The 21,443-nt window shown below is 50.6% G+C and carries 21 protein-coding genes; 9 read left to right on the top strand and 12 right to left on the bottom strand.

Annotated elements, in window-relative coordinates:
• The first annotated feature begins 160 nt into the window (after positions 1–160).
• The 7 genes from McpCs1_RS01800 to McpCs1_RS01770 all read left to right on the top strand — a co-directional run bounded on the left by McpCs1_RS01800 (position 161) and on the right by McpCs1_RS01770 (position 10,943).
• A complete protein-coding gene (locus McpCs1_RS01800) occupies positions 161–1,384 on the top strand; it encodes an FprA family A-type flavoprotein (RefSeq protein WP_338095531.1) in 1,224 nt (407 codons plus the stop codon).
• 341 nt (positions 1,385–1,725) lie between these two features.
• Positions 1,726–4,671, top strand: a complete 2,946-nt coding sequence (locus McpCs1_RS01795) for a PD-(D/E)XK nuclease family protein (RefSeq protein WP_338095530.1) — start codon at positions 1,726–1,728, stop codon at positions 4,669–4,671.
• Positions 4,672–7,953, top strand: a complete 3,282-nt coding sequence (locus tag McpCs1_RS01790) for a UvrD-helicase domain-containing protein (RefSeq protein ID WP_338095529.1) — start codon at positions 4,672–4,674, stop codon at positions 7,951–7,953.
• A gap of 38 nt (positions 7,954–7,991) precedes the next feature.
• Positions 7,992–9,011, top strand: coding sequence for an aspartate-semialdehyde dehydrogenase (gene asd, locus McpCs1_RS01785; protein ID WP_338095528.1), 1,020 nt, complete (start codon positions 7,992–7,994; stop codon positions 9,009–9,011).
• 111 nt (positions 9,012–9,122) lie between these two features.
• Positions 9,123–9,389 (top strand): DNA-binding protein Alba, encoded by a 267-nt coding sequence (albA, locus tag McpCs1_RS01780; protein ID WP_338095527.1) that lies wholly within the window; start codon positions 9,123–9,125, stop codon positions 9,387–9,389.
• Positions 9,390–9,398: 9 nt separating this feature from the next.
• Positions 9,399–9,698 carry a hypothetical protein gene (locus McpCs1_RS01775; protein ID WP_338095526.1) on the top strand — a complete coding sequence of 100 codons (300 nt, stop codon included), beginning with the start codon at positions 9,399–9,401 and terminating at the stop codon, positions 9,696–9,698.
• Between the two features lie 6 nt (positions 9,699–9,704).
• Entirely contained in the window at positions 9,705–10,943 is a 1,239-nt protein-coding gene (locus McpCs1_RS01770) for an ArsB/NhaD family transporter (protein ID WP_338095525.1), read from the top strand.
• Between the two features lie 237 nt (positions 10,944–11,180).
• Here McpCs1_RS01770 and surE read toward each other — a convergent pair whose 3' ends face one another.
• The 5 genes from surE to McpCs1_RS01745 are packed head-to-tail and all read right to left on the bottom strand — an operon-like array spanning position 11,181 to position 13,435.
• A complete protein-coding gene (gene surE, locus McpCs1_RS01765) occupies positions 11,181–11,972 on the bottom strand; it encodes a 5'/3'-nucleotidase SurE (protein ID WP_338095524.1) in 792 nt (263 codons plus the stop codon).
• 2 nt (positions 11,973–11,974) lie between these two features.
• The gene (locus tag McpCs1_RS01760; protein ID WP_338095523.1) at positions 11,975–12,163 is read right to left on the bottom strand and encodes a hypothetical protein; all 189 of its coding nucleotides are present in this window, start codon (positions 12,161–12,163) and stop codon (positions 11,975–11,977) included.
• 24 nt (positions 12,164–12,187) lie between these two features.
• Positions 12,188–12,565 carry a YigZ family protein gene (locus tag McpCs1_RS01755; protein WP_338095522.1) on the bottom strand — a complete coding sequence of 126 codons (378 nt, stop codon included), beginning with the start codon at positions 12,563–12,565 and terminating at the stop codon, positions 12,188–12,190.
• A gap of 2 nt (positions 12,566–12,567) precedes the next feature.
• Positions 12,568–13,176: a DUF5591 domain-containing protein gene (locus McpCs1_RS01750; RefSeq protein WP_338095521.1), complete on the bottom strand. Its 609-nt coding sequence runs from the start codon at positions 13,174–13,176 to the stop codon at positions 12,568–12,570.
• Positions 13,177–13,180: 4 nt separating this feature from the next.
• Positions 13,181–13,435 (bottom strand): PspC domain-containing protein, encoded by a 255-nt coding sequence (locus McpCs1_RS01745; RefSeq protein ID WP_338095520.1) that lies wholly within the window; start codon positions 13,433–13,435, stop codon positions 13,181–13,183.
• Positions 13,436–13,470: 35 nt separating this feature from the next.
• Between McpCs1_RS01745 and McpCs1_RS01740 the strand changes: the two genes are divergently transcribed.
• Positions 13,471–14,043 carry a flavin reductase family protein gene (locus McpCs1_RS01740; RefSeq protein ID WP_338095519.1) on the top strand — a complete coding sequence of 191 codons (573 nt, stop codon included), beginning with the start codon at positions 13,471–13,473 and terminating at the stop codon, positions 14,041–14,043.
• A gap of 5 nt (positions 14,044–14,048) precedes the next feature.
• Here McpCs1_RS01740 and McpCs1_RS01735 read toward each other — a convergent pair whose 3' ends face one another.
• The 7 genes from McpCs1_RS01735 to McpCs1_RS01705 form a co-directional block, all read right to left on the bottom strand.
• Complete coding sequence (locus tag McpCs1_RS01735; RefSeq protein WP_338095518.1) at positions 14,049–15,188, bottom strand: aldo/keto reductase; 1,140 nt, start codon at positions 15,186–15,188, stop codon at positions 14,049–14,051.
• Between the two features lie 95 nt (positions 15,189–15,283).
• The gene (locus McpCs1_RS01730; RefSeq protein ID WP_338095517.1) at positions 15,284–15,715 is read right to left on the bottom strand and encodes an FKBP-type peptidyl-prolyl cis-trans isomerase; all 432 of its coding nucleotides are present in this window, start codon (positions 15,713–15,715) and stop codon (positions 15,284–15,286) included.
• A gap of 191 nt (positions 15,716–15,906) precedes the next feature.
• Positions 15,907–16,452: an FKBP-type peptidyl-prolyl cis-trans isomerase gene (locus McpCs1_RS01725; protein ID WP_338095516.1), complete on the bottom strand. Its 546-nt coding sequence runs from the start codon at positions 16,450–16,452 to the stop codon at positions 15,907–15,909.
• 36 nt (positions 16,453–16,488) lie between these two features.
• Positions 16,489–17,622 carry a sugar-specific transcriptional regulator TrmB gene (locus tag McpCs1_RS01720; protein WP_338095515.1) on the bottom strand — a complete coding sequence of 378 codons (1,134 nt, stop codon included), beginning with the start codon at positions 17,620–17,622 and terminating at the stop codon, positions 16,489–16,491.
• A complete protein-coding gene (locus tag McpCs1_RS01715; protein WP_338095514.1) occupies positions 17,609–18,607 on the bottom strand; it encodes a homoserine dehydrogenase in 999 nt (332 codons plus the stop codon). The genes McpCs1_RS01720 and McpCs1_RS01715 overlap by 14 nt, the downstream gene beginning before the upstream one ends.
• Entirely contained in the window at positions 18,604–19,107 is a 504-nt protein-coding gene (locus McpCs1_RS01710; RefSeq protein ID WP_338095513.1) for an amino acid-binding protein, read from the bottom strand. The genes McpCs1_RS01715 and McpCs1_RS01710 overlap by 4 nt, the downstream gene beginning before the upstream one ends.
• Before the next feature lie 288 nt (positions 19,108–19,395).
• Positions 19,396–20,613, bottom strand: a complete 1,218-nt coding sequence (locus McpCs1_RS01705) for a DUF92 domain-containing protein (protein WP_338095512.1) — start codon at positions 20,611–20,613, stop codon at positions 19,396–19,398.
• Between the two features lie 296 nt (positions 20,614–20,909).
• Here McpCs1_RS01705 and McpCs1_RS01700 point away from each other — a divergent pair, with 296 nt between their 5' ends.
• Complete coding sequence (locus tag McpCs1_RS01700) at positions 20,910–21,407, top strand: ferritin (protein ID WP_338095511.1); 498 nt, start codon at positions 20,910–20,912, stop codon at positions 21,405–21,407.
• Positions 21,408–21,443: the final 36 nt, after the last annotated feature.

Genomic DNA, 21,443 nt, shown 5'->3' with positions numbered 1-21,443 from the left:
GAAATATACTGACGAAAATCAGAATTTCACTCGCAAAATACACCTCAATAAAAATGCCGCAATCTCACCCCTATTAAATACCAAAAACGAATATGTAGCAAATCACCGGAGATTCTGACAGGATTGTTTTGTCGGACTCCGGAAAATTGGAACTATTACCATGTTGCAAGCAGTAAAAATCAAAGACGGCGTCTACTGGGTAGGGGCTATTGACTGGAACCTTCGTGATTACCACGGCTACACTCTTCCGGGAACAACCTACAACGCATACCTCGTTATCGGAGAAAAAGTCGCACTGATTGACGGAACCTATCCCGGCCATGAGTGGCAGCTCATCGAACGAATTGAATCTGTCCTGCCGCTGGAAAAAATCGATTACATCGTGGCAAACCATATCGAAGTCGATCACTCAGGTTCCCTCCCGCTCTTTACCAAAAAACTCCCGAACGTTCCGATCTACATGACCGAGATCGCGAAAAAAGGATTCGCGCGCCACTACGACACCAGTGCATGGAACATTCACACCATTAAAAATCTGGAAAACCTTTCTCTCGGCAACGGCAAAACCCTGACCTTCCTTGAAGCTCCGTTCCTCCACTGGCCTGACTCGATGTTCACCTACCTTGGCGAGGACAAAATTCTCTTCCCGAACGATGCGTTCGGCCAGCATGTTGCATCCAGCGAACGCTTCGATGATGAGCTCGGCATTGACATTGCGATGGAGCATGCGGCAAAGTTTGTCGCAAACCTGATCGTTCCACTCTCTCCAAAAGTTCTCAAGAAACTTGGTGAGGTTACCGAGCTTGGTGTGCCGATCGAGATGATTGCGCCGTCTCACGGAATTATCTGGAGAAGCCATGCAGCAGACATCATCAACGCCTACGTCAACTGGGCGAACGGTGTTGCCAAAAATAAGATCACCATCGTGTATGACACAATGCACTACTCGACCGGCACTGCGGCCCAGTACATCGCCGAAGGAGCAATCACCGAAGGCGTTGAAGTCAAATTCGATCTCTTAAAGGACGGACGGTATGAGGGAGTTCACCGATCTGATGTGGTCCGCGACATTCTTGATTCAAAGGCAGTCATTGTCGGCTCCCCGACTCTTGAGGATTATCCGCTGCCCACGGTTGCCGGATTCCTCTACTATCTGATGGGGATCAGACCAGGCAAACAGACTCAGAAAAAAATCGGGTTTGCGTTTGGATCAAACGGCGGCAAAGGCGGCGCGCCAAAAGTCATCACCGAGCTTTTGGAAAAAGCAGGCATTCAAATCTGGCATGAGCCGGTAGAGTTCACCTATCGACCAGATTCGGCAGATAAAGAGAAATTTTTCAAGCTCGGTCAGGAGATTGCAAAAGAGATCAAGAAGATGCCGTGAGGCATTTTGCCCAATCAAATATTTTTATTCAGGCGCAATTTTCACATGCGGCATGAGTGATCATTTGCACAAAATGAATGCATAAGGCGCAATTCAACAAAAAAGCATAATCAAAACTTTGTAGGCATGAGATAGAACTCCCCTTCTTCCCCGCCTAACATAAGTATTCTCAACGTATTACCTTATCAACTTATTGGATCAGCGGCAGTAGGGTATACAAATCCTGCACAACACAACTCATTTGCTTCAAAGGCCGCGTAAATCAGATGAAACAGTAGTGAGCCCCCCATATTTTCAATTGGATCATGTTTATGGTATTCTGCCGTCCAACTAAATCATCAATGTCTGCCTTGACTCGCTACGGTTTGCCAAAAACCATACCTGATGATTTTTTCGCGAAATATTTTCGTGAACAAAAGGCAGACCCGACAAATGCATGGATGATTTTACCGGTAAACAGGCTTGCCGAGACGATACGAAGACGAAGCCGTGAAGAAAACGGATTTTGCATACCATCCCGCATCACAACAATTGCAGATTTTGCAAAAACAGTGGTAACCACAGCCTTCCCGAACATCAGAATTCTCTCACCCATTGAACAGAATATGATCTTTTCAGAAATTGTCGGGAGAAACCAATCGATGCTCAGCATTTTTCCTGAGAAAAATCCCGGAGCAGCAGCGATTGAAAATCTCGTCACCCTCTACAACACCCTTCGCTATCGGCGCGCGCAACTGCCAACAGGGAATGAAAAGCTTGCAGCAATCGCCTCGATCTTTGAGGAGTACGATGCATTCTCGGAAAGAGAACAGACCGCGGACGCAGTCCGGACCCTGCATCTCGCAGCAGACGCAGTACGCGACGGCAGATTTTTGATAAAGTTCGCAGTGCTGTGCGGGCATTACGCACCAAAAGAGCTGGAGGCAGATCTTCTGGACGCAGTACGCATGCGCGCGGACGAAGTAATCGAGTTTGTTCCCTACGCAGAGAACAACAAAATATTTTCTCCGCTACAAGACTCTGAAGAGATTGAGCACGACAGTCTCGCAGAAACAATTTTTCAGAAGCTTTCCCTCTCTCCAAACATCCCGATACAAAAGATCGGTGTGTTTGCCGACAGAACTGCGGAACTATCCGCAATCGCAGAAGAAATATGCCGCCTGATTGAAGCGGGAACAAGCCCGGGAGACATTGCAGTCCTCACGCCTGAAGTTCCGTTGTATGCCGAGCTTGCCGGAGAACTGTTCCCGGATTTTTTTGCGAAGGACAGTACGCTGAAGTTTGAGAGCTCGATCGGTAATCCACTGTTTCGTTCGCCCGCAGTAGCCGCAGTGTTTTCCCTGCTAAAGACGGTGGTAGGAAATTATGCAACAGAAGACATGACGATCCTGTTCTCTTATCCGCATTTTTCCTGGAAGGAAAACGCAGTCTCCTCCCGCGATCTGTTGTGGCTCTCTCAGGCCGCAGAGATCACCGGAGGAAAACAGCAGTGGCAGAAGTATCCGAAGAGATTGAAGGAGCGGCTGTGCAGTAAAATAGAGGATGCAGACACTCCTGCGCCGGAAAAGTCAGAACTTGCGGCAAAGGCTGCCAGAGTTGATGCGGTCGAAAAAAAACTTGAGAGAATTTTTGCTCTTCTCTCTCCTTTGAGCGATGGAAAAAAAACTGCAGAAGAGTTCATCACTGAACTGAGAAAACTGCTCGACCGCCTTGAGTTCCCGGGAAGAAATGGATCAGCTGCGGACGCGTCCGCGGTAAAAAGTTTTGAAGAAGTTCTTCAGGCGATCGATGCGGCAGAAACACTGCTTGCGAATGAAAAAATTTCTGCAGGAAAATTTTACTCGATGCTCTTCTCCTTTGTCAAGTCAGCACAGAGCAGCCCAATATCACCGTACGAAACCGCGGACACCGTGAAAATCTTCGGATTTCGTGAGATCGTTCACCAGAAAATTCCGCATGTGTTTCTTGCAGGACTCACCGCAGACGTTCTTCCCCGCGTTCATCCAAGGCTGCCGTTTCTAACAACAGCCGAGACTCTCGAGGCAAAGACGCAGACCTATGAAGAAACACTGAAGGAAGAACGGTACGCATTTTTGTCAGTACTGCTTGCGGCAGAGAAGTCGCTCTACTTGTCAGCCCCGATAACAGATGAGGGCAAGGCAAAAATCCCGTCCGCATGGCTGAAGATGTTTGATCTGCCAGACACCGCATGGGAAGCAGGCGAGACTCGGCACTCGAGCGCATGGCTTGCAGCGCACGCAGGAGAGCTGATGGCGAAAAACTCCTGGGAGAATGATCTAAACACAAGTCGGCTGCCGGATCTTCTGGACGCTGCACGAAGGACCGAGATCGAAGTTATCAAACGCGCGGGAGCTCCGGCAACAGAGTACGATGCAGTGTTTGCTGATGAAAGCTTCAGGGATCAGTATGGAAACTCGGCCTGCTTTTCGGTAACCGAACTTGAGCGGTATGCTGCATGTCCGTTTCGCTGGTACACCGAGCTGCATCTGCGGCTTCTCGCTCATCCCAACCCTGAGAGTGATGAACTGCCTGAGCTTGGCGTTGTCATCCACAAAACCATGTACCGAATGATAGCAGAGTCAGAGTTTTTTCCACCAAGCGAGATAAACCGCGACTCAGCGGTCGCGGATTTGTTGAGGATTGCCGCAGAAGAGTTTGACCGAGTTGGCCTTGCAACCCCGAGATGGCAGAGTCTCAGGGATAGGTATATTGGAACTCCCGATTACCCGGGGAGGCTCGTTGAAGTTATCGACAGAGAAATTGCAGCCGCGAAGGCTGGATCGATTACACCAAAAGAGATGCTTGAGTTTTCCTTCTCGATGGCTGATACGTCCGGTATCCCGCTTTCGGACGGAGATGAACTCAGGCTGGAAGGACGAATCGACCGAATAAGACTGAGGGAAAATGAATTTTCGGTGACCGACTACAAGACCGGCAGCGTGAAAACTGCTGCCGAGATCAAAGCAGGAAAATCCCTTCAGCTTCCACTCTACCTTGCGGCAATCAACCATCTCAGACCTGATCTGAAGCAGTCAGGCGGCAGCTACTACCAGATATCCACGAAAACTGTTGCGGAAACATATCCCACGCAGGACTCGGACGACTGCTTTGTCTCTCTCGCGCTTGAGTTCGCCGCGGCATACCGGAAAGGCATGCGGGAAGGAGTCTGTGCCCCTGTTTACAACAAGACAGGCTGTTCTTCCTGCAAGGAGAGATTCATCTGCAGATTCGGTCAACTCAGATCACTTGCCGGAGGCGATGAGTAAATGGTGGAGTTAACAGAGCGGCAGAGAGAAGCCCTCTCTATGGGAAAAAGTCTCTGCGTGACTGCGGGAGCAGGAACCGGCAAGACATTTCTTTTGAGCAGACGCTATCAGATGCTGCTCTCCTATCTTCGGGAGAAAACAGGCTCGGCAAGTGTCTCGGATATTCTGGCGCTGACATTTACCGAGAAAGCCGCAGCAGAGATGCGGGAGAGGATTGAGGCCGACATCCGCGGACTTGCAGAGGCCGCGGAGACTGCGGACGAGTATTTGTTCTGGACAGAAATTCTTGACGAATTTTTCCGCGCAGCAATTACCACCTTCCATGGATTTTGTGCCGCGATTCTGAGAGAGTTCGCTCTTGACGCAGGCATCGACCCCGGGTTTGAGATTCTTGATGAGATGGAAAAGCAGGTGCTGACAACAATTTCCATCAGAAATGTTCTGATGCGGCCGCCTGAATTTTTGTATGAGGATGCATCATTCTTGTTTGCGGATGTTTCGTCTCTGGAAAAAATTGTCGCAGAACTTCTGCCGCAGTACACAGAATTTGAAAAATTCTTCCCGACAAATGCGGAAGAAAAAAAATTCTGCATCACACGCTGGCGGCAGTTGATGACAGACGCAGTCCGCGAGCATCAGAAAATTTTCTTCGCTGATCCTTCCACAAAAAAATCTATCAGTGAACTGAAAGTGTTTGCGGAACTCTACAGCAGAGTTGATGACACCGGCGGAAAATATCTGAGAGCGGTCCGGCAGTCTCTTGAAATTTTGTGCGAGGCAGACGAAGAAGAGTTTTGTGCTGCGGTCGCGGCACTCAAAGCAGCGAACGGAACAAAGACCGGAAAAACTCTCGGCAGCAAAGGAGTGTTCGGCGAGGATCTCATCAGGTTCCGCGAGTCATTTGCGACTCTGAAAAAATCCTGCGACAGTTTTCCAAGCGGCTGGTCATATCTTCCAAGCGAGGAAGATCCGTTCACCGAAGAAAGCGTGAACGTCATCGCTGCCCTCGGCCGCATCACACGCGAGGTACATGCAAGGTATCAGCGAGAAAAGCAACAGAGAAATGCTCTTGACTTTGAGGATCTTATCCGGCTTGCAGGCAACCTCACCGAAAAAGATCAGGTGCAAAAAGTACTGAGAAAGAGATTTTCGTACATTCTGGTGGACGAGGTGCAGGATACTGATCCTGCGCAGTCTGCAATTATCTGGCGGATTGTCGGAGCACTTGACCCGTCCAATGACGCGATATTTCTGGTCGGGGATCCGAAGCAGTCGATCTATGCATTCCGCAACGCAGACATCTGCGAGGTGAACGCGATGCAGGAGAGAGTTGCCGTCTCCTGCAAAACCGATCCGGTCGCACTCGACGTGAGCTTCCGCAGCACAAAGGAAATTCTCGGTGTCGTGAACTATCTGTTTGCAAAACTGTTTGCAAACTCAGCCGAGGCATGGGATGTCGGGTATGATCCGATTTCTGTATCTCCTCCGCGCGTCTGCGACACAGGAACGGTACAGATTCTTGAAACCATTCCTGACGACTCAGCACCCTCTGCACTTCTTGAAGCACGAATGATCGCGGCAAAAATCCAAGAGATAGTTGCGTCAGGCGTCATGGTCCGCGACGGGTGCGGCCTTCGGCCTGCACAGTTTGGGGATATGGCGATTCTTCTTGAGACGCGAAACACCCAGGCACTGATCGAGCATGCCCTGCGGGAGACGGGAGTTCCTTACAGCATCTACAAGAGTCAGGGATTTTACGGGTCACAGGAGGTAGTCGACATGATGCTGCTTTTGTCGGTGATTACCGGAATGGGTGATGACATTGCACTCTACGGAGTGCTGCGCTCGCCGTACTTCGGCATCTCGGATGCAGATCTCTGTATTACCGGCGGCGGCAGCTACTACGGCAGGGTAATCAGGCATGCAAAGGAGCATCCTGAATCAAGAATTGCCAGGGCAATGACACAGATTCGCAGATGGCAGAACTTTTCGATGCGGGAGGCGGTACCGGAATTTCTGCGGCGGGTTCTTCGTGAAGCAGGAATGTATGCGGTGTATGGAGGAATGCCCGGAGGAAAGTTCATCCTTGCAAATCTTGAGAAGCTGACAGGACTTGCCAGGGCACAGACTCGGAAGCGGTCACTGCCGCTTCCTGAGTTTGTACGAATGCTTGCAACCGGAGCTGAAGAAGAGATCAGTGAAAGCGAGGCGCAAATCGACTTGCCGGATGGAAATGCGGTGCGCATTATGACGGTCCATGCTTCAAAGGGTCTTGAGTTTCCGGTTGTGATCCTCGCAAACCTTGACAAAAACACATCCTCTCCCGGAACCGGACTGGTGCTTGACAAAACGCTTGGCATCGGACTTTCGATGCGGATGCATGGTGCCGGAGAAAAATCTGCGGACACATTCGTGCGAATGTTTACGAAGGAGACGAGGGGAGCAAAAGAGATTGCCGAACGAAAACGACTCTTCTATGTTGCGATGACGCGGGCGAAGGATCATCTGATCCTTTCATACGTGAAAGGAAAAAGTTTCCCGCAAAAAAACAGCAGGGCACAATGGTTGTCTGAATATTTGCTGCCAGCTGAGCATGCGCAGTCATTCTCAATATTTTCTGACGAAACAATCATCGAAATTTCGGTGACTTCAGGAACAGCATCGGCAGCTGATGAGATCAACACGCTCTGCTGTCCTGCCGCTCCTTTGGGATACTCATATGCGGTGCGGGAAGAGACCGAGTCGCCGCAGCCGCGGCTGCGACTGCGATCTGCCTCAGCAACTGCAATGAATCACGCTCGCATGAGTGAGCAGGCAACGCCAGACACCATCTATGGAATCGTTCTGCATGCAGTGTTTCAGGGACAGGACGCATCAATGCTGTGCAGAAAGCACCGGCTTGATGCAGCTGCCGAACAGCAGATCAGGGAGGCGTACGCAGAATTCCTGAACTCAGAGATCATGCAGAACGCAGCCGAGGAGTTCTGCGAGCTGCCGTTTTCCGTAGAAATTATGGGAAAGCAGCTTACCGGCGTGATTGATCGGCTCGTCAGATATCAGGACGGCAGTCTGCGTGTGATCGACTACAAATCAGGAAAGATGAGTTCGGCGGAGAAAGAGACTCTCGCACAGTACCAAAGACAGGTTTTTCTCTATGCGGCTGCCGTGGAGAAATTATTTTCTGTGACGCCTTCCGCATGCGTGTACTTCGCGCACAGCGGGGAAGTATGGGAGATTGCAGTCTCTGATGAAGAGATTACGAGAGTGTTTGGGGACGAGTAAGCAAAGCATCAATATCCGGCAAAGCGAATGAATATTCCATGGTTAATGTTGGTATTCTTGGAGCAACAGGCGCGGTCGGTCAGCGCTTTGTACAGCTTCTGGCAGACCATCCGTGGTTTTCCCTGACAACGCTGACGGCATCGGAACGGTCAGCCGGAAAAATCTACGGCTCAGTGGTCAACTGGCGGCTTGACTCTCCGTTCCCTGACTCAGTAAACGATCTCGTCGTGTCACCGACAACAGTCGACGCAGTAAAGGACTGTGACATTGTCTTTTCCGCACTTCCGGCAGACATTGCAACAACACTTGAGTCTGAGATTGCAGACGCGGGTGTTGGTGTTTTCAGCAACGCAAGCTCTCACCGGATGGCGTCTGACGTCCCGCTCATGATCGCAGAAGTCAACCCTGAGCATGCAACTCTGATTGATCTGCAGAGGAAAAATCACAACCGCGAGGGTTTCATTGTCACCAACCCGAATTGTTCAACAATTATGCTTGCAACCGCACTTGCCCCGCTCATGAAGTTCCCGTTCAAGAGCATTCAGGTGGCAACCCTTCAGGCAATTTCCGGAGCAGGCTTTGACGGAGTTCCGGCATTCAGCATTTACGACAACGTCATCCCGTACATCGGATCTGAAGAAGAAAAAATTGCACGCGAAGCAAACAAAATTCTCGGAACATTTGACGGCGCAAAAGTTACCGGCGCTCCGTTTAGCGTGTCTGCATCCTGTAACCGCGTCGCAGTAATCGACGGCCACACGCTCAACGTCTGGATTGATCTTGCGGCAACTCCCGCGGAAGTTATCGAGGCATTCAAGTCATGGCAGCCGCCGTTCTCCGGACTTCCGACCCAGCCGGCAAAAACCGTGCAGTACCTTGAGCAGGCAGACCGCCCGCAGCCACGTCTCGACAGAAACCGTGGCAACGGCATGACGGTCTCTGTCGGACGTGTTCGTGACGGTATCAGATTCGTGGCAATGGGACACAACACCATCCGCGGAGCCGCGGGTGCATCGGTCCTGAATGCAGAACTTCTCCATACCAAGAAGTATTTCTGAAAAAGATGCGGGAAGAAACAAAATAATTCCCATAATTTTTTCGATATACCAAAACGGAAAAATGGGAAGCGATGAAATATATCTGATTAACTTATACATTATACATAGAAGATGGATAATATAGTCCTGATTGGAAACAAGCCGGTGATGAACTACGTGCTTGCTGTGGTGACGCAGTTCAACGCCGACAATGCCGAGGTGATTGTAAAAGCACGCGGCAAGGCCATTGTTCGTGCAGTGGATACGGCGGAGATTGTGGTCCGCCAGTTTCTTCCGAATGTGGTCAAGCAGAGTGTAACCACCTCTACTGATCGGATTGAAACTGATAATGGTCCGTCAAATGTCTCGTGCATCGAGATAATTCTCATAAAATCCTGATTTGGTACTATGTCAAGGAAGAATACAATTGCCGGTGTAGTTCTTGTGGTCGCCTGTGTGCTCTGCGTGTGGTATGTGAGCATGCCAAAGACTGAGGAGTTTTCTGTTACGGGAACTGTGGAGGTTCTCGGAGGCGGAATGGCAATTTCTGGAGATGACGGTACACTCTATATCCCGATGTCCGGTGTTCCTGCGGAGTATGGTGAAGGGATGCGTGTTTCATTTATCGGAGTTCTGAATACATCGGACGGTTCTTTGTACCGGGGGCATTACAAACCAATTGATCTGGTGAGTATTTCCCGCGAGTAAGAGAGAATGTTTCCGGTTGCAGTTGCAATCCTTGCAGTTGTCTTTGTGCTGATTGTGGTTCGGCGGGTGGGAAGAGTCCGGCTCCCCATCTGGGTAGTGATGACAGGTGGTGCTGTTGCAGCACTTTTGACCGGATCTATCAGTATTCCTGATGCAGTTGCGTCAGTGAATGTGCAGCTGATTGTGTTTTTGTTCGGCGTGTTTGTGTTGGGGGTTGCTATGGAGCGATCCGGACTTTTGCACACGACGTCGGTTTCGGTGTTCTCAAAGGCAAAAACCCGTCGTCAGGTGATGTTGTGGTTTATTTTTCTGATGGCTGGAACATCAGCGTTTCTGATGAATGATACGGTGGCAATTATCGGAACGCCGGTGGCGTTGTACTGTGCCAGACATTTTGATATTCCGGTGACAAGAATGCTGGTGGCTCTTGCGGCAGCGGTGACGTTCGGCAGTGTGATGACGCCGATCGGAAACCCGCAGGTACTGCTGATAGCAATGTCAGGCGGAATCCCTGATTCGTTTGTGAATTTCTTCATCTATCTGTTTGTTCCGGCGATGGTGAGCCTGTATGTTCTCTACCGGCTGATGATCTGGCGGCTCCCAAACGGGGAGGCTCTGCTGAAGGTTGGTCCTGATACGAAGGAGCCTGAGGATCTGAAACTGGAGTGGCTGGTGAAGCTGTCACTTGTGCTGATGTTTGTTGTGATCGGTCTGCGGGTGGTTACGTCGATGCTTGGATACGAGCTTCCGATGGTGGCAATTGCCGCTGCTGCTGCTCTGCCGCTGCTTATCTTTTCAAAGAGAAGGGCCGAGTTGGTGCGGGGTATTGACTGGAGCACGCTGGTGTTCTTTGTGTCGATGTTTGTTCTGATGGCTGCAGTCTGGAACACGGGAGTGATTCAGTCGTTTTTGCCTGAGTCGTTTACAACATCAATGCCGATGCTGTTTGTGGTGAGCCTTTTGGTGCCGCAGCTCGTATCAAATGTTCCGTATGTGGCGCTGGTCCTTCCGGTGCTGGAGGCGGCTGGAGCCCCCATGTCAATGTATCTGACGCTTGCTGCGGGAAGTACGGTCTCAGGAGGACTGACGATTCTTGGTGCGGCAAGTTCGGTGATTATCATTCAGAATGCAGAGAAGCGCGGTCAGACGATGACCTTCTGGCAGTATTTCAGAATCGGAGTCCCGCTGACGATAGTGTCTGCGACGGTGTTTATTCTGTGGATATGGATGATGTCTTCTTTGTGAGATGACTGTTTGATACCATGAAATAATTTTATTTTTCTGAAAATGTAAATCGATGAGTGGTGAGAAAAGGGGATTGGTGATTTTTTATTTGCACTATTCGCGTTTCAGATATTTATCCAGCTCATCTGCCACTCAATCGGTTCCTTTCTTCCGAAAAATCAACTAATTTTTTGTGGTACCACATATTTTTCGTGAGCGAAACAGAACAAATACAAATCATATCAAACCAAAAAAAAATTAAAAATTCTGCCCTAAAAGCATCTCGCGCAACTCGCCGCACGCAGAGAACGCCGTGTTATCCAGCGTAAGCGGCGTAATTGACACGCGATTGTTTCGCAGAGCCGTCACATCCGAGTGCGGCTCAGGCATATACACAACATCCCCGTTGATCCAGTAGTACGGCTTGCCGCGGGGATCAATCCGTTTCTCCACATACGTATCAAACAGTCTCGTTCCAAGCGTCGTCACCTCATACCCTTCAATCGCACAGGACGGAATATTCACATTGATCAGATGACTCCCCGCAGGCAGACCGGTCGAAAGAAACATCTGCACAATTTTTCCCACAACCTCTTTCGCCTGAGAAAAATCTGTTTGATGACACCTTGGGTCCGTGAACTTATTTCCCTGATCACTCATCTGCAGAGAAAATGCAATCGAAGGAACCCCCTGATTAGCCGCCTCCATCGCAGCACCAACCGTCCCTGATGTTGTGATCGACTCATACGAAATATTTTCTCCCAGATTTATACCGCTCACCACAAGATCAGGTTTCAGATCAAGACCATACAGACCAAGCAGCAGGGCATCCGTCGGCCTTCCTTCAACCGAATACGCATGCCTGCCGTTGATCATCATCTCATTCATCCGCAGCGGTTCAAAAATCGAAATAGATCTCCCGACAGCACTCTGCTGAACCGCAGGAGCAACCACCGTCACCTCCGCAAACGCTGACATCGCCTCATATGCAGCCCACAGACCGCCCGAGTTCACGCCGTCGTCGTTGGTGAGAAGAATCTTCGGTCGCATCCCTACTTCCGGCTGCCTTCCAGAAACTCAGCAGGAACCGGATGATTAAACGTCGCACGGACATCCTGCGCACGGAGATAGCGGACCACCACATTCATCGTGCAGTCCTTCCACTCCTCATTCCACCACTGGCAGTCTCCCGCCGAACACTGTTTTCCATTCTGCATCGGGCAGCCGCGTAACTTATCCATACTACTATAGTATCCTCTTGTGAGCTATAACTGCTTTCGCGTCTTCATGTACTCAGCAACAGCGCCAGCCCCTGCCTCGCGAAACGCTCTTGCAACACCCGCAGGACCAAGCTTGATTCCGCCAAAAATTCTTGATACCATTAAAACATGCGAACCAAGATTATTGCGTTCCATCACCTCGGCAAGCGCCCGGCCCGGAGACCCCACCTCACCATCCGCACGGCTGTCGCTCGCACTCCCGCAGACCATCGCATAACAGTGGTGAGCAGCCTTCTTGTAGAGCCGGTCATGCATCTCACGGATTTCGGCAACATCCTCAACCGAGTCTATCTCATACAGATGCGCATAAAACTTCGACTTCTTCTCATCGAGCCTGACAACAGCAACCTCGCGAACCGCCATCTTCACGCATCCCTCATCGCCGCAAGCGCGGAAGAAAACTCATCAAGATACTCCTGCATCGACAGACTTCCCTCAGGGAACGGGCAGTCCGCATCATAGAGCTTGTCAATCACCGGACGCGTCGGATAAATCTCAACAGCAATTCCGGTCTCGGCAACCGCAGCCTCCATTGCAGCGCGGAATATTCCAATACAGTAAGCGATGCGTTTGGTGTAGATGTCCCGCGTTTTTTCCAGATACCCGACAATACGCCGCGTCTCGATGCGCAGAAAATCATCCTTGATGCGCTGATCCTTTACATTGCCAAGCATGTAGTGATAATGCGCAAACGGGTACATCAGCTCAAGCTCTGAGGGAACGGTTCCGCAGGTGCCAAATATCACCACATGATACTCTGAGGGATCAGAAAATACTTCACGAAACATTTTGTGAAACAGTTTGTGGCTTGGACTTGTGCTGTAGGGTTTTCTAACAGCGCAGGGAATAAAGATCGCCATATCGCGGGGCGCAATCACATACTCGTCGATGATGTAGCGGTATGCTGCTTCAAACTGCGGCAGATAAAACGGCGGCTCGGTCAGATCATTCTGGTCCTTTGGGGGATGCGTCAAACTCTCACTCCTTTATCTCAAACTCTGCGTCAATCACGTTTGGATCCTGAACAGCCCGGCCCGGGCTGCTTGGAAGAAGAAATATTGCTGCGATATAGAGCAGAATACCAATCAGTAGAGAGATCGGCAGTGCAATGATACTCAGTCCGATCCACAGCAGCCGGATGAGCAGTGCCGGCACTCCGGTAAACTCTGCGATGCCTCCGCAGACACCTGCAATCCAGCGGTTGGATGCAGAGCGGTAGAGGTGTTTATCCATACTAACATATTACCTTTCCACAAAAATATACTTACATGAAGCGTGAGCTCGCTCCCTATGCGGTTCTGCCGCCCTGTCCGGTGACGGTGGTCTGCACGTACGACTCTTTGGATAAGCCAAACGGCCTCGCGGTGTCGTGGACAGGCATTGCGGTGTCTGACCCGCCGCACATAATGATTGCAGTCCGGCCCGGACGCTACAGCCATGCAGCGCTGTGCGAGCGAAAAGAGTTTACGATGAACATTCCGTCAGAGAGTCAGATGCGTGAAGCGGATTACTTCGGAATCACGAGCGGCAGAAAGACCGACAAGTTTGCTGACCTCGGCCTCACACCTGTGCCGGCAAAGCATGTGCATGCGCCGACAATTGCTGAGTTCCCGCTGTCCCTTGAGTGCAGGGTAGTGTCACAGCAGGAGATTGGCACGCACTCAATCTTCATCGCAGAAATTCTTGCGGTGCATGCTGATGAGAGTATTCTTGATGAGAAAAATAACATCGATGTGGCGGCGATGCGGCCAATTTCGTACGATCATGCGAAATTTTTGTATGTGGGGCAGGGACCTGTCCTCGGAAAGGCATTTTCGGTTGGAAAGGAATTGAAAAAATAATTTTTTTACTCTGCTAACTCACTCGGCAAAGCAACCTCAAACTCTTTTGCGACATCCTTCAAAAGATCAATGATCTTCAGATGCTGGGGGCAGTGTTCCTCGCATGCGCCGCACTCCACACAGTCAGATGCTTTGCCATGGGTTTTGGTGTAATTATCATAGTACTGCTGCTGCGGATAATATGCCATCTCAATCGTCTGCATCTTGTTGTTGTAGAGATCAAAGTACTTGGGAATCGGAATATTTTCAGGACAGGTGCCCACACAGTACATGCAGGCTGTGCAGGGAATAGCAATGTTTGCGGAAATTATCTCTGCGGCCTGTGCAATAATTTTGTGCTCCTCCTCGTTTAAGGGAGTGAAATTTTGCATGTATGCGGTGTTGTCCAACATCTGATCCATAGTTGACATGCCGGAGAGGACCATGACCACACCGTCAAGTCCTGCCGCATACCGGATTGCCCATGAGGCAGGAGACGCGTCAGGGTTGTACTGTTTGAAAAGTTTCTCGGCATCTTTTGGAACATTGGCAAGGGTCCCGCCCTTGAGCGGTTCCATGATAATTATTGGGAGCTGGTGTTTGCGGGCAACGTCATAACATTTTCCTGACTGGATGGTATCGTTGTCCCAGTCAAGGTAATTAATCTGCAAAAGAATTATCTCAATCTCAGGGTGAGCGGTGAGGACTTCGTCCAACAGCTCGGCATTGTCATGATATGAAATGCCGAGCGTTTTGATCTTTCCCTGTTCTTTTAGCTGTTTTAAAAACTCGAAGGTGTGAAATTTTTGTGCGGACTGATAGGTCTCGATCGTGACATTGTGGAGGAGGTAAACGTCGAAGTAGTCGACTCCGGCACGCTGCAACTGATCATTGAAAATTTTTTCCTGATCACTCTCTGCAGAGACGGCAAAGATTGGCAGTTTGCTTGCAAGGGCGAAGCTGTCACGGGGATAGCGCTTTGTGAGTGTCTCGCGGATTGCCTCTTCGCTCCCGGTGTAGACATAGGCGGTGTCGAAGTAGGAGAAGCCCTGCTTCATGAAGGAGTCGACCATGTTCTGCAGAGTTTTGATGTCGATGTCTGCCATGTCGTCAGGGTTGTTGAGCGGCAGGCGCATTAAGCCGAAGCCGAATTTTTTTGCAAACATATTTTTCATAGATATTCCGTACGAAAATATCTTTGACCAACAGTATAACATCTTTCTCTTCTGTGCAAGATATGAAAAAAGAAAAGTGATGATATTTAGTCGACGACGACTTCAACAAGCGTTACGGTAAAGATCAGATCCTGTCCTGCGAGATGAGGATTGGCGTCAAGCGTCACGGTGTTCTCATCGATCTGGCAGATTGTTACCGGAATCTGGTTGCCGTCGCCGAGCTGAATCATGAGTTGTTCGCCAACGTTTGCGGTGAAGTCAGGCCCAAACTCCTCGCGGGGAATTGCCACCATCATATCTTCAGATTTTTCGCCGTAGGCATCTTTTGCCGGAATCTCAAGAACACGGGTCTCCCCGATCTCCATGCCGATCACGCCGTTGTCAAAACCAGGGATCACCATGCCGCTGCCGACATGGAACTCGAGCGGGTCGCGACCCTCGGAAGAATCGAACTGAGTGCCGTCGGTGAGTTTTCCCGTATAGTGGACACGGATCGTGTCGCCGCATTGTACAGACATACCGGTTTTGTGGGTCGCGCGGGTTTAAGTAATTTCGGAAGAGGGGGGACTTTGGTCATAAGTTCGTTTATTGACAACTAACGTTCGTTATAGCTCCGCCCATGGAAAACCGGTACACACGAAAATTAATTTTTTCGGGTTCTGTGGATGGCAGGAATTAATAGGCAAACCCAGATGAGAGATAAAAAAAATTATGTGGTTTTTGTGCCGATCGAGTCGAGAGTGATCTCAAAGATCAGCGTCTTTCCGGCATATGGGGCATTTATGACGACACGGGTCATGTTGCTTTCATTGTCAATGATCACGACCTCACCCAGTACCACCTGAATTGCACCGGTCGAGTAATCGTACATCAGGAATGTGGATCCAATCTCAATAGGTCCGTTGTTGTAGGTTTCCGCCATTGAGATCGGAACGTCAGCATACGTGTTGTAGCTGTACTCGCCGTATGCCAGATCAGGCGTCAGAGTAACCGTCTTCGTCTCACCAGGTTTCATTCCGAGAATCGCGTCGTCAAACCCTTTCACCACTCTGCCCGAACCGACAACAAACGTCAGCGGAGTTTTCCCAACATTTGACTCAGCCACCATGCCGTCCTCAAGCGTCAGGGTGTAAAAAACATTCACCGTATCATTGACCTTTGCCGTCTGATCCGCAGTGCCGATGCATCCTGCGGCAAAAACCACCAGACACAGGGCCACAGCTGCGAACAGAACACCGAGTATTTTTTTATTCATGTAAAATATATTTTACACTCAAACCGATAAAAAGGTTTAGCTGAGAGAAACAGGATTTGAAAGATCCAGCAGTACTTCCTGCTCCTGCGTTCGAAGCGACACCGCTGCCACCGCACCGATAATTCCATTGCCGCCAAAAGTCAGAACATTGCACTCTTTTGCAATTCCAAGGACCTCATCAAGAGTCAGCCGCTCGGACCTGGCACGAGCGCCAAGAGAGAGCAACTCAGCCTGAACGCCGATACCGGTCGCGACAGCGACGCCCCAGTTTGCAGAAACACTCTCCTCTTCAACAAATCTGCATATCTTCGCAGAGAGCCCTGCGACCGCGTCGGGAAGGACCGCGAGTTCGAGAAAACTGCATGAGTTTCCGGCAGTTTTCTCCTCAATATCCTGACAGAGCACCGCCACCTGATGCCGGATGCCGATAACCTCAGTGCCGTCCGAGAGATACTTCATCAACGCCTGCGACAGCGCAAACGTCGCACCGCCGCATCCTTTCCGGTCGGTATCATCAATGCCGACCGTTACCGGAACCAGCGCCCTGGTCTTCACCTCGCCGCTCACCACTCCATCTGCTGAGGCGATCGACACACCGCACACCCCTTTCGCCTGCCCCATCATCGAGGACAGCGAGTAGGCAGGGCCGCCGTAAACTGATCGGATCGTCTGCACGACCATATCATCCTCGCGGCGGACGCCGGCAAGGCCGACCGCAGCGGAACTTAAGTCAGGCTCAACAGCAGGCCCCACTTTTGCAAGCTCGCGAAACAGCATCCCATCTCGCCGCACCGAAAGCGCAGCGCCACCGGCACGCCGGTGATGAAACTCACAGAACCCTGCACACCCGCTGCTCAGACACTCATGAAAAATCTCCACCATGTCGCCGTCAGCGGTCGTAAAAATGCGGTTGCATGTCGTTGACGGCATTGCACTTCGGGAAGCATACCGTGCCGGATGCCTGCCATGCTTCTCTTCCTTCGTAAAAATGCAGCCCTCGCGGATCAGGCGGTTGATCCAGTCCTGAGCAGTGGAGCGTGGAACTGTTGCAGCGTCCGCAAGCTCGGCTGTCGTAAAATGGCCGGACTCAAATGTCATCTGGCGCATGGCGGCCAAAAACTGGCCGCGTCTGCCTAAAACTCCTCCGGATTTTTTCTCACTTGCCGTCATATCGTTCCTTTAACGCAAGCAGATCCGCGAGAACAGCGCTTGCCGTCTCAACCGAACCGGCCCCTCTGCCGATAAACGTGATGGGTCCGGCAAGCTCGGTGTCCACCGTCACCGCATTGAGTGTTCCGTCAACAACAAGCGGATGCTCTTTGTGAATCAGACGCGGCGACACTTCCAGCAGCCGCTTCTCCGGATGAATGGACGCAATAAGCCGGATCGTGTGACCGGTCTTTGCCGCCATCATCAAAGCATCGGCGGTCATGCCGTCGATACCGACGCGGATCACATCATCCAGCTTCACATTCATACCAAGCATCGTGTTTGCAAGAATCACGAGCTTGATCGCCGCATCAGTTCCGTTCACATCCGCACTCGGGTCGGCTTCTGCGTATCCCAGGTCGCTTGCTTCCGCAAGAGCCTGCTGATAGGTGAGACCCTCCTCCTCCATTCTTGTCAGAATGTAGTTGCAGGTTCCATTCAAAACACCAAACAGTGCGTTCACGCGGTTGCCGGCAAGACCGCAGCGCAGACCGTTCATAATCGGGACTGCTCCTGCAACTGTTCCTTCAAACATCAGCCCTGCGTTGTGTTCCTTTGCAGTTGCCGAAAGTTCAGGGTATGCGATTGAGATCGGACCCTTGTTGGAGGTCACCACATGTTTGCCCCGCATCAGTGCAGCGCGGATGTTGGAGAGCGCAGGCTCACCGGTCTGGGCATTTGTCGGCGACACCTCAACTAAAATATCATACTCAGCCTCGCGGACAATTCTCTCCGCAGACCATGCAGAGTCTCCGCATCTGCCAGTCGCATTTTTGCGGGCAAAAACCTCGCACATGTCAAGGGTCGTGCCTGCCGGAGCAACAACGCCGCTTTTGGAGTCAGCGGCAGCAGTTATTACAAACCCGTACTCAGGGTTTGCAAGAACTTTTGCCACGCCTTTCCCTACAGAGCCGAGGCCGAGAAGAGCAATCCGCATCGGTGTCATGCGAGGCCTCCCTCTTCGTCGATAATCAGGAGTTCTTTCTCCTCGGCAATCTCCATCAGAAGCTTGCATGCCTGATCCATCTCTGCAGAACCCGCGGCTTTAATCGTCAGCTTCGCGGTGGACGGCTGCGTAATTCCCGGCATCACTATGTGAAGCTCGGTTACTTCGGCAACGTTTGCTTTATCGATTCTATTGATAGTATCCGTTAAATCGGTGTGCAGAATGTGGCCGATTAAAATAAATGTCTTGGTACAGGTCAGATGATCGGTTCCGATGCGGATGATCTCAATGCCGTTTGACCGCAGTGCAGCTTCCAGCTGGCCGAGGCGGCCCTGTGGAAGAGAGACCACTATGTCCACAATCAGTGTGCCGTCGCTTGCGGCGGCATCGCGCTGATGCATAATCGATATAATATTTGCCCCGCTGTCGGAAACCGGTTTAATTGCAGCAAGAAGCTGTCCCGGCTTGTCGCTCAGTTCAAGTTTGAGTGATATCTGCACCGTATCCCTTCCACATACTTATCAGTCACACATCCATTTTAATGTGGGGTTTTCCTGCACTTTGCATAGTATTTCTGAGTCGACCATGGATGCAGAAAATATTAGAATGGGAGTTGCGCGGTGGCAAATATTTCAAAACGCGAATAAAAAAATCTATGCATCTCTAAATGGATAGATGTGTCCAAAAAATAATTTTGGTAATCCCTTAAAAATCGCCATTGGCGATTTTTTTATTCCGTAAAGCGGTGAGCAGGCCGAAGGCATGCGATTCGCGCTATTCGCGTTTCATCAAAAAAAGCTGGCCGACACAGTCACAGCCACCCAGTACGCCGCCATCGCAAACAGGCCGCCGGAAAGGGTTGCAAGCAAATTTGTGCCGGAATTTCCGATGACGCCCTTGTTCTCGATGAGTGCACCAATCAGACTGTCAACATTCGTGCCGACAAATCCGGCAATGATGCCGATCACGCAGATATACCATGGCGCAACATCCAGCAGAAACGCAAGTCCGCAGATGATTGTGGCGCCAAGCAGACACGCAAGCTCGCCAAGCACCGTAACACCGCCGTTCGTTCCGGCAGGCACCGGCCTCAGCGTGGTGATCATATAAGGAGTTCCGCCGGTAACACCGATCTCGCTCGCAAGAGTGTCTGCGGTAGCGGTTGCAATGCAACCGAGGAACAGCGCGATAAATATTTCATTGCCGGTGATACCGAAGAGGATTGCGCCGGCAACTCCTACAAGGGCATTGGCAAATGCGTTCAGGTAGCCGCGGCGTCCGCTCTTTCCCTGCTCAACACCAAGGAACACTTTTTCCGCATATCTGTATTTGGTGAAAAAGGATCCGAGAATAAAGAAGCTGATAACGATAAGGAACCAGGGCACGCCTGCAAAGGTGATCAAAATTATGCCGAATAAAACTGCTGCAAACACGCCGCTCGCATCAACGGTCTTTGCCCGATAGGCAAAGTAGGCAAAGCCGGCACAGACCGCGACTGCCAGGGCAAGCATGGTTGCATCGTATGTGAAGTCCAGGTCAAAGAACAGCGTAATCGTCATTGCAACGCCTAAAAGACCTATCATCGACGCATCATCGCGGTTCGTGAGGATACTTCGAAGCATCAGTAGCACCACAACCGCAATGATGCCGACAAGCCAGTCAAGCTGTTGGCAGTAGATCATGGTGGCTGCAATACCAAGCACTGAACCCGCGGTAAAGGCAAGGGTGTCAGGTAGATGATTATTAAGAATCCTGGCAATGAACTCGCCCCAGACCATCATCATCATGGGGGCCACAAATGCGGTCACCGGAATAAATCCGATACCATACAGCAGTGCAAGGACCGCGATCGAGATCGCAAGATAATGAGTTTTATGAATCGTATAGAGAATGATGGACAGCAGAATTACTACTGCCCCGACAATATAAGGATGGATCAGCGGCGCTACAAGCATCAGCAGGGTTACCACAAGCGGCATGGCAACAAGGCGCGATCTGGATTCCATTGGATGTACTTGTTAGTAGGACTCTGCAATAAGGCTGTTCGTCGAAAAAACTTTACATCTATTTAAACAGGAAGGGAAAAAAACGAATGTTACCTTATTGCATCTAATTCGTCCACGGAACACACTGAAAAAATCTAACATCTTTGATGCCACAAAATGTTCTTTCTCATTTTTGAACGAAACTTTTCCCCGAGAGATACATTTTGCCCTCATCCGCACTTTAATACCATTTCATGAAATATATTCTACTATCCGAACACCGGAATTCCTGATTCCGGCAGGAGCTCTGAAAAACTATGGCAGTAAAAAAATCCGGCGTATATGATGCAATTCTCAAACAGGTTAATGCAGAGATGTACTCTGCATACCTGTACCTGCAGCTCTCCGCTGATGCAAGTGCGATGAAATGGAATGGTGCGGCAGCTTGGCTCCGTGCCCATGCAGGCGAAGAGATGACCCATGCATCGAAGTTCTACGACTACCTGATCCGCAAAGGCATTGACGTGAAGTTTGACGCAATCGAAAAACCTGCAACAACCGCAAAGGATCTGCATGAGATCTTCAAGGCGGTCTACGGTCATGAGATCAAAGTCACCGCCATGATCAACAAGATCATGGAGACCGCCATTGCCGAGAAGGATTACGCGGCAGCTGCAGAACTTCAGTGGTTCGTCACCGAACAGGTGGAAGAGGAGGAGACCGCAAGAGATATTGTTGACATGCTTGAGAAGGCGGGCAAGTCTCCCGAAGCCCTGATCTTTATCGACCACCACCTCGGATGCAAGAAAGAATAACTCCTTTTTCTTTTCTTTTTTCAGACACGTTTCACT

This window comes from Methanorbis rubei (assembly GCF_032714495.1).
GTDB lineage: Archaea > Halobacteriota > Methanomicrobia > Methanomicrobiales > Methanocorpusculaceae > Methanocorpusculum > Methanocorpusculum rubei.
Note: the sequence above shows the minus strand (reverse complement) of the source record. Positions and strands in the feature narration are given on the sequence as shown.

Excerpts from the sequence above, each read along its gene's own strand:
- McpCs1_RS01800 (WP_338095531.1), top strand. The coding sequence starts at position 161 with ATGTTGCAAGCAGTAAAAATCAAAGACGGCGTCTACTGGGTAGGGGCT.
- McpCs1_RS01795 (WP_338095530.1), top strand. The coding sequence starts at position 1,726 with ATGTCTGCCTTGACTCGCTACGGTTTGCCAAAAACCATACCTGATGAT.
- McpCs1_RS01790 (WP_338095529.1), top strand. The coding sequence starts at position 4,672 with ATGGTGGAGTTAACAGAGCGGCAGAGAGAAGCCCTCTCTATGGGAAAA.
- asd (WP_338095528.1), top strand. The coding sequence starts at position 7,992 with ATGGTTAATGTTGGTATTCTTGGAGCAACAGGCGCGGTCGGTCAGCGC.
- albA (WP_338095527.1), top strand. The coding sequence starts at position 9,123 with ATGGATAATATAGTCCTGATTGGAAACAAGCCGGTGATGAACTACGTG.
- McpCs1_RS01775 (WP_338095526.1), top strand. The coding sequence starts at position 9,399 with ATGTCAAGGAAGAATACAATTGCCGGTGTAGTTCTTGTGGTCGCCTGT.
- McpCs1_RS01770 (WP_338095525.1), top strand. The coding sequence starts at position 9,705 with ATGTTTCCGGTTGCAGTTGCAATCCTTGCAGTTGTCTTTGTGCTGATT.
- surE (WP_338095524.1), bottom strand. The coding sequence starts at position 11,972 with ATGCGACCGAAGATTCTTCTCACCAACGACGACGGCGTGAACTCGGGC.
- McpCs1_RS01760 (WP_338095523.1), bottom strand. The coding sequence starts at position 12,163 with ATGGATAAGTTACGCGGCTGCCCGATGCAGAATGGAAAACAGTGTTCG.
- McpCs1_RS01755 (WP_338095522.1), bottom strand. The coding sequence starts at position 12,565 with ATGGCGGTTCGCGAGGTTGCTGTTGTCAGGCTCGATGAGAAGAAGTCG.
- McpCs1_RS01745 (WP_338095520.1), bottom strand. The coding sequence starts at position 13,435 with ATGGATAAACACCTCTACCGCTCTGCATCCAACCGCTGGATTGCAGGT.
- McpCs1_RS01740 (WP_338095519.1), top strand. The coding sequence starts at position 13,471 with ATGAAGCGTGAGCTCGCTCCCTATGCGGTTCTGCCGCCCTGTCCGGTG.
- McpCs1_RS01735 (WP_338095518.1), bottom strand. The coding sequence starts at position 15,188 with ATGTTTGCAAAAAAATTCGGCTTCGGCTTAATGCGCCTGCCGCTCAAC.
- McpCs1_RS01730 (WP_338095517.1), bottom strand. The coding sequence starts at position 15,715 with ATGTCTGTACAATGCGGCGACACGATCCGTGTCCACTATACGGGAAAA.
- McpCs1_RS01725 (WP_338095516.1), bottom strand. The coding sequence starts at position 16,452 with ATGAATAAAAAAATACTCGGTGTTCTGTTCGCAGCTGTGGCCCTGTGT.
- McpCs1_RS01720 (WP_338095515.1), bottom strand. The coding sequence starts at position 17,622 with ATGACGGCAAGTGAGAAAAAATCCGGAGGAGTTTTAGGCAGACGCGGC.
- McpCs1_RS01715 (WP_338095514.1), bottom strand. The coding sequence starts at position 18,607 with ATGACACCGATGCGGATTGCTCTTCTCGGCCTCGGCTCTGTAGGGAAA.
- McpCs1_RS01705 (WP_338095512.1), bottom strand. The coding sequence starts at position 20,613 with ATGGAATCCAGATCGCGCCTTGTTGCCATGCCGCTTGTGGTAACCCTG.
- McpCs1_RS01700 (WP_338095511.1), top strand. The coding sequence starts at position 20,910 with ATGGCAGTAAAAAAATCCGGCGTATATGATGCAATTCTCAAACAGGTT.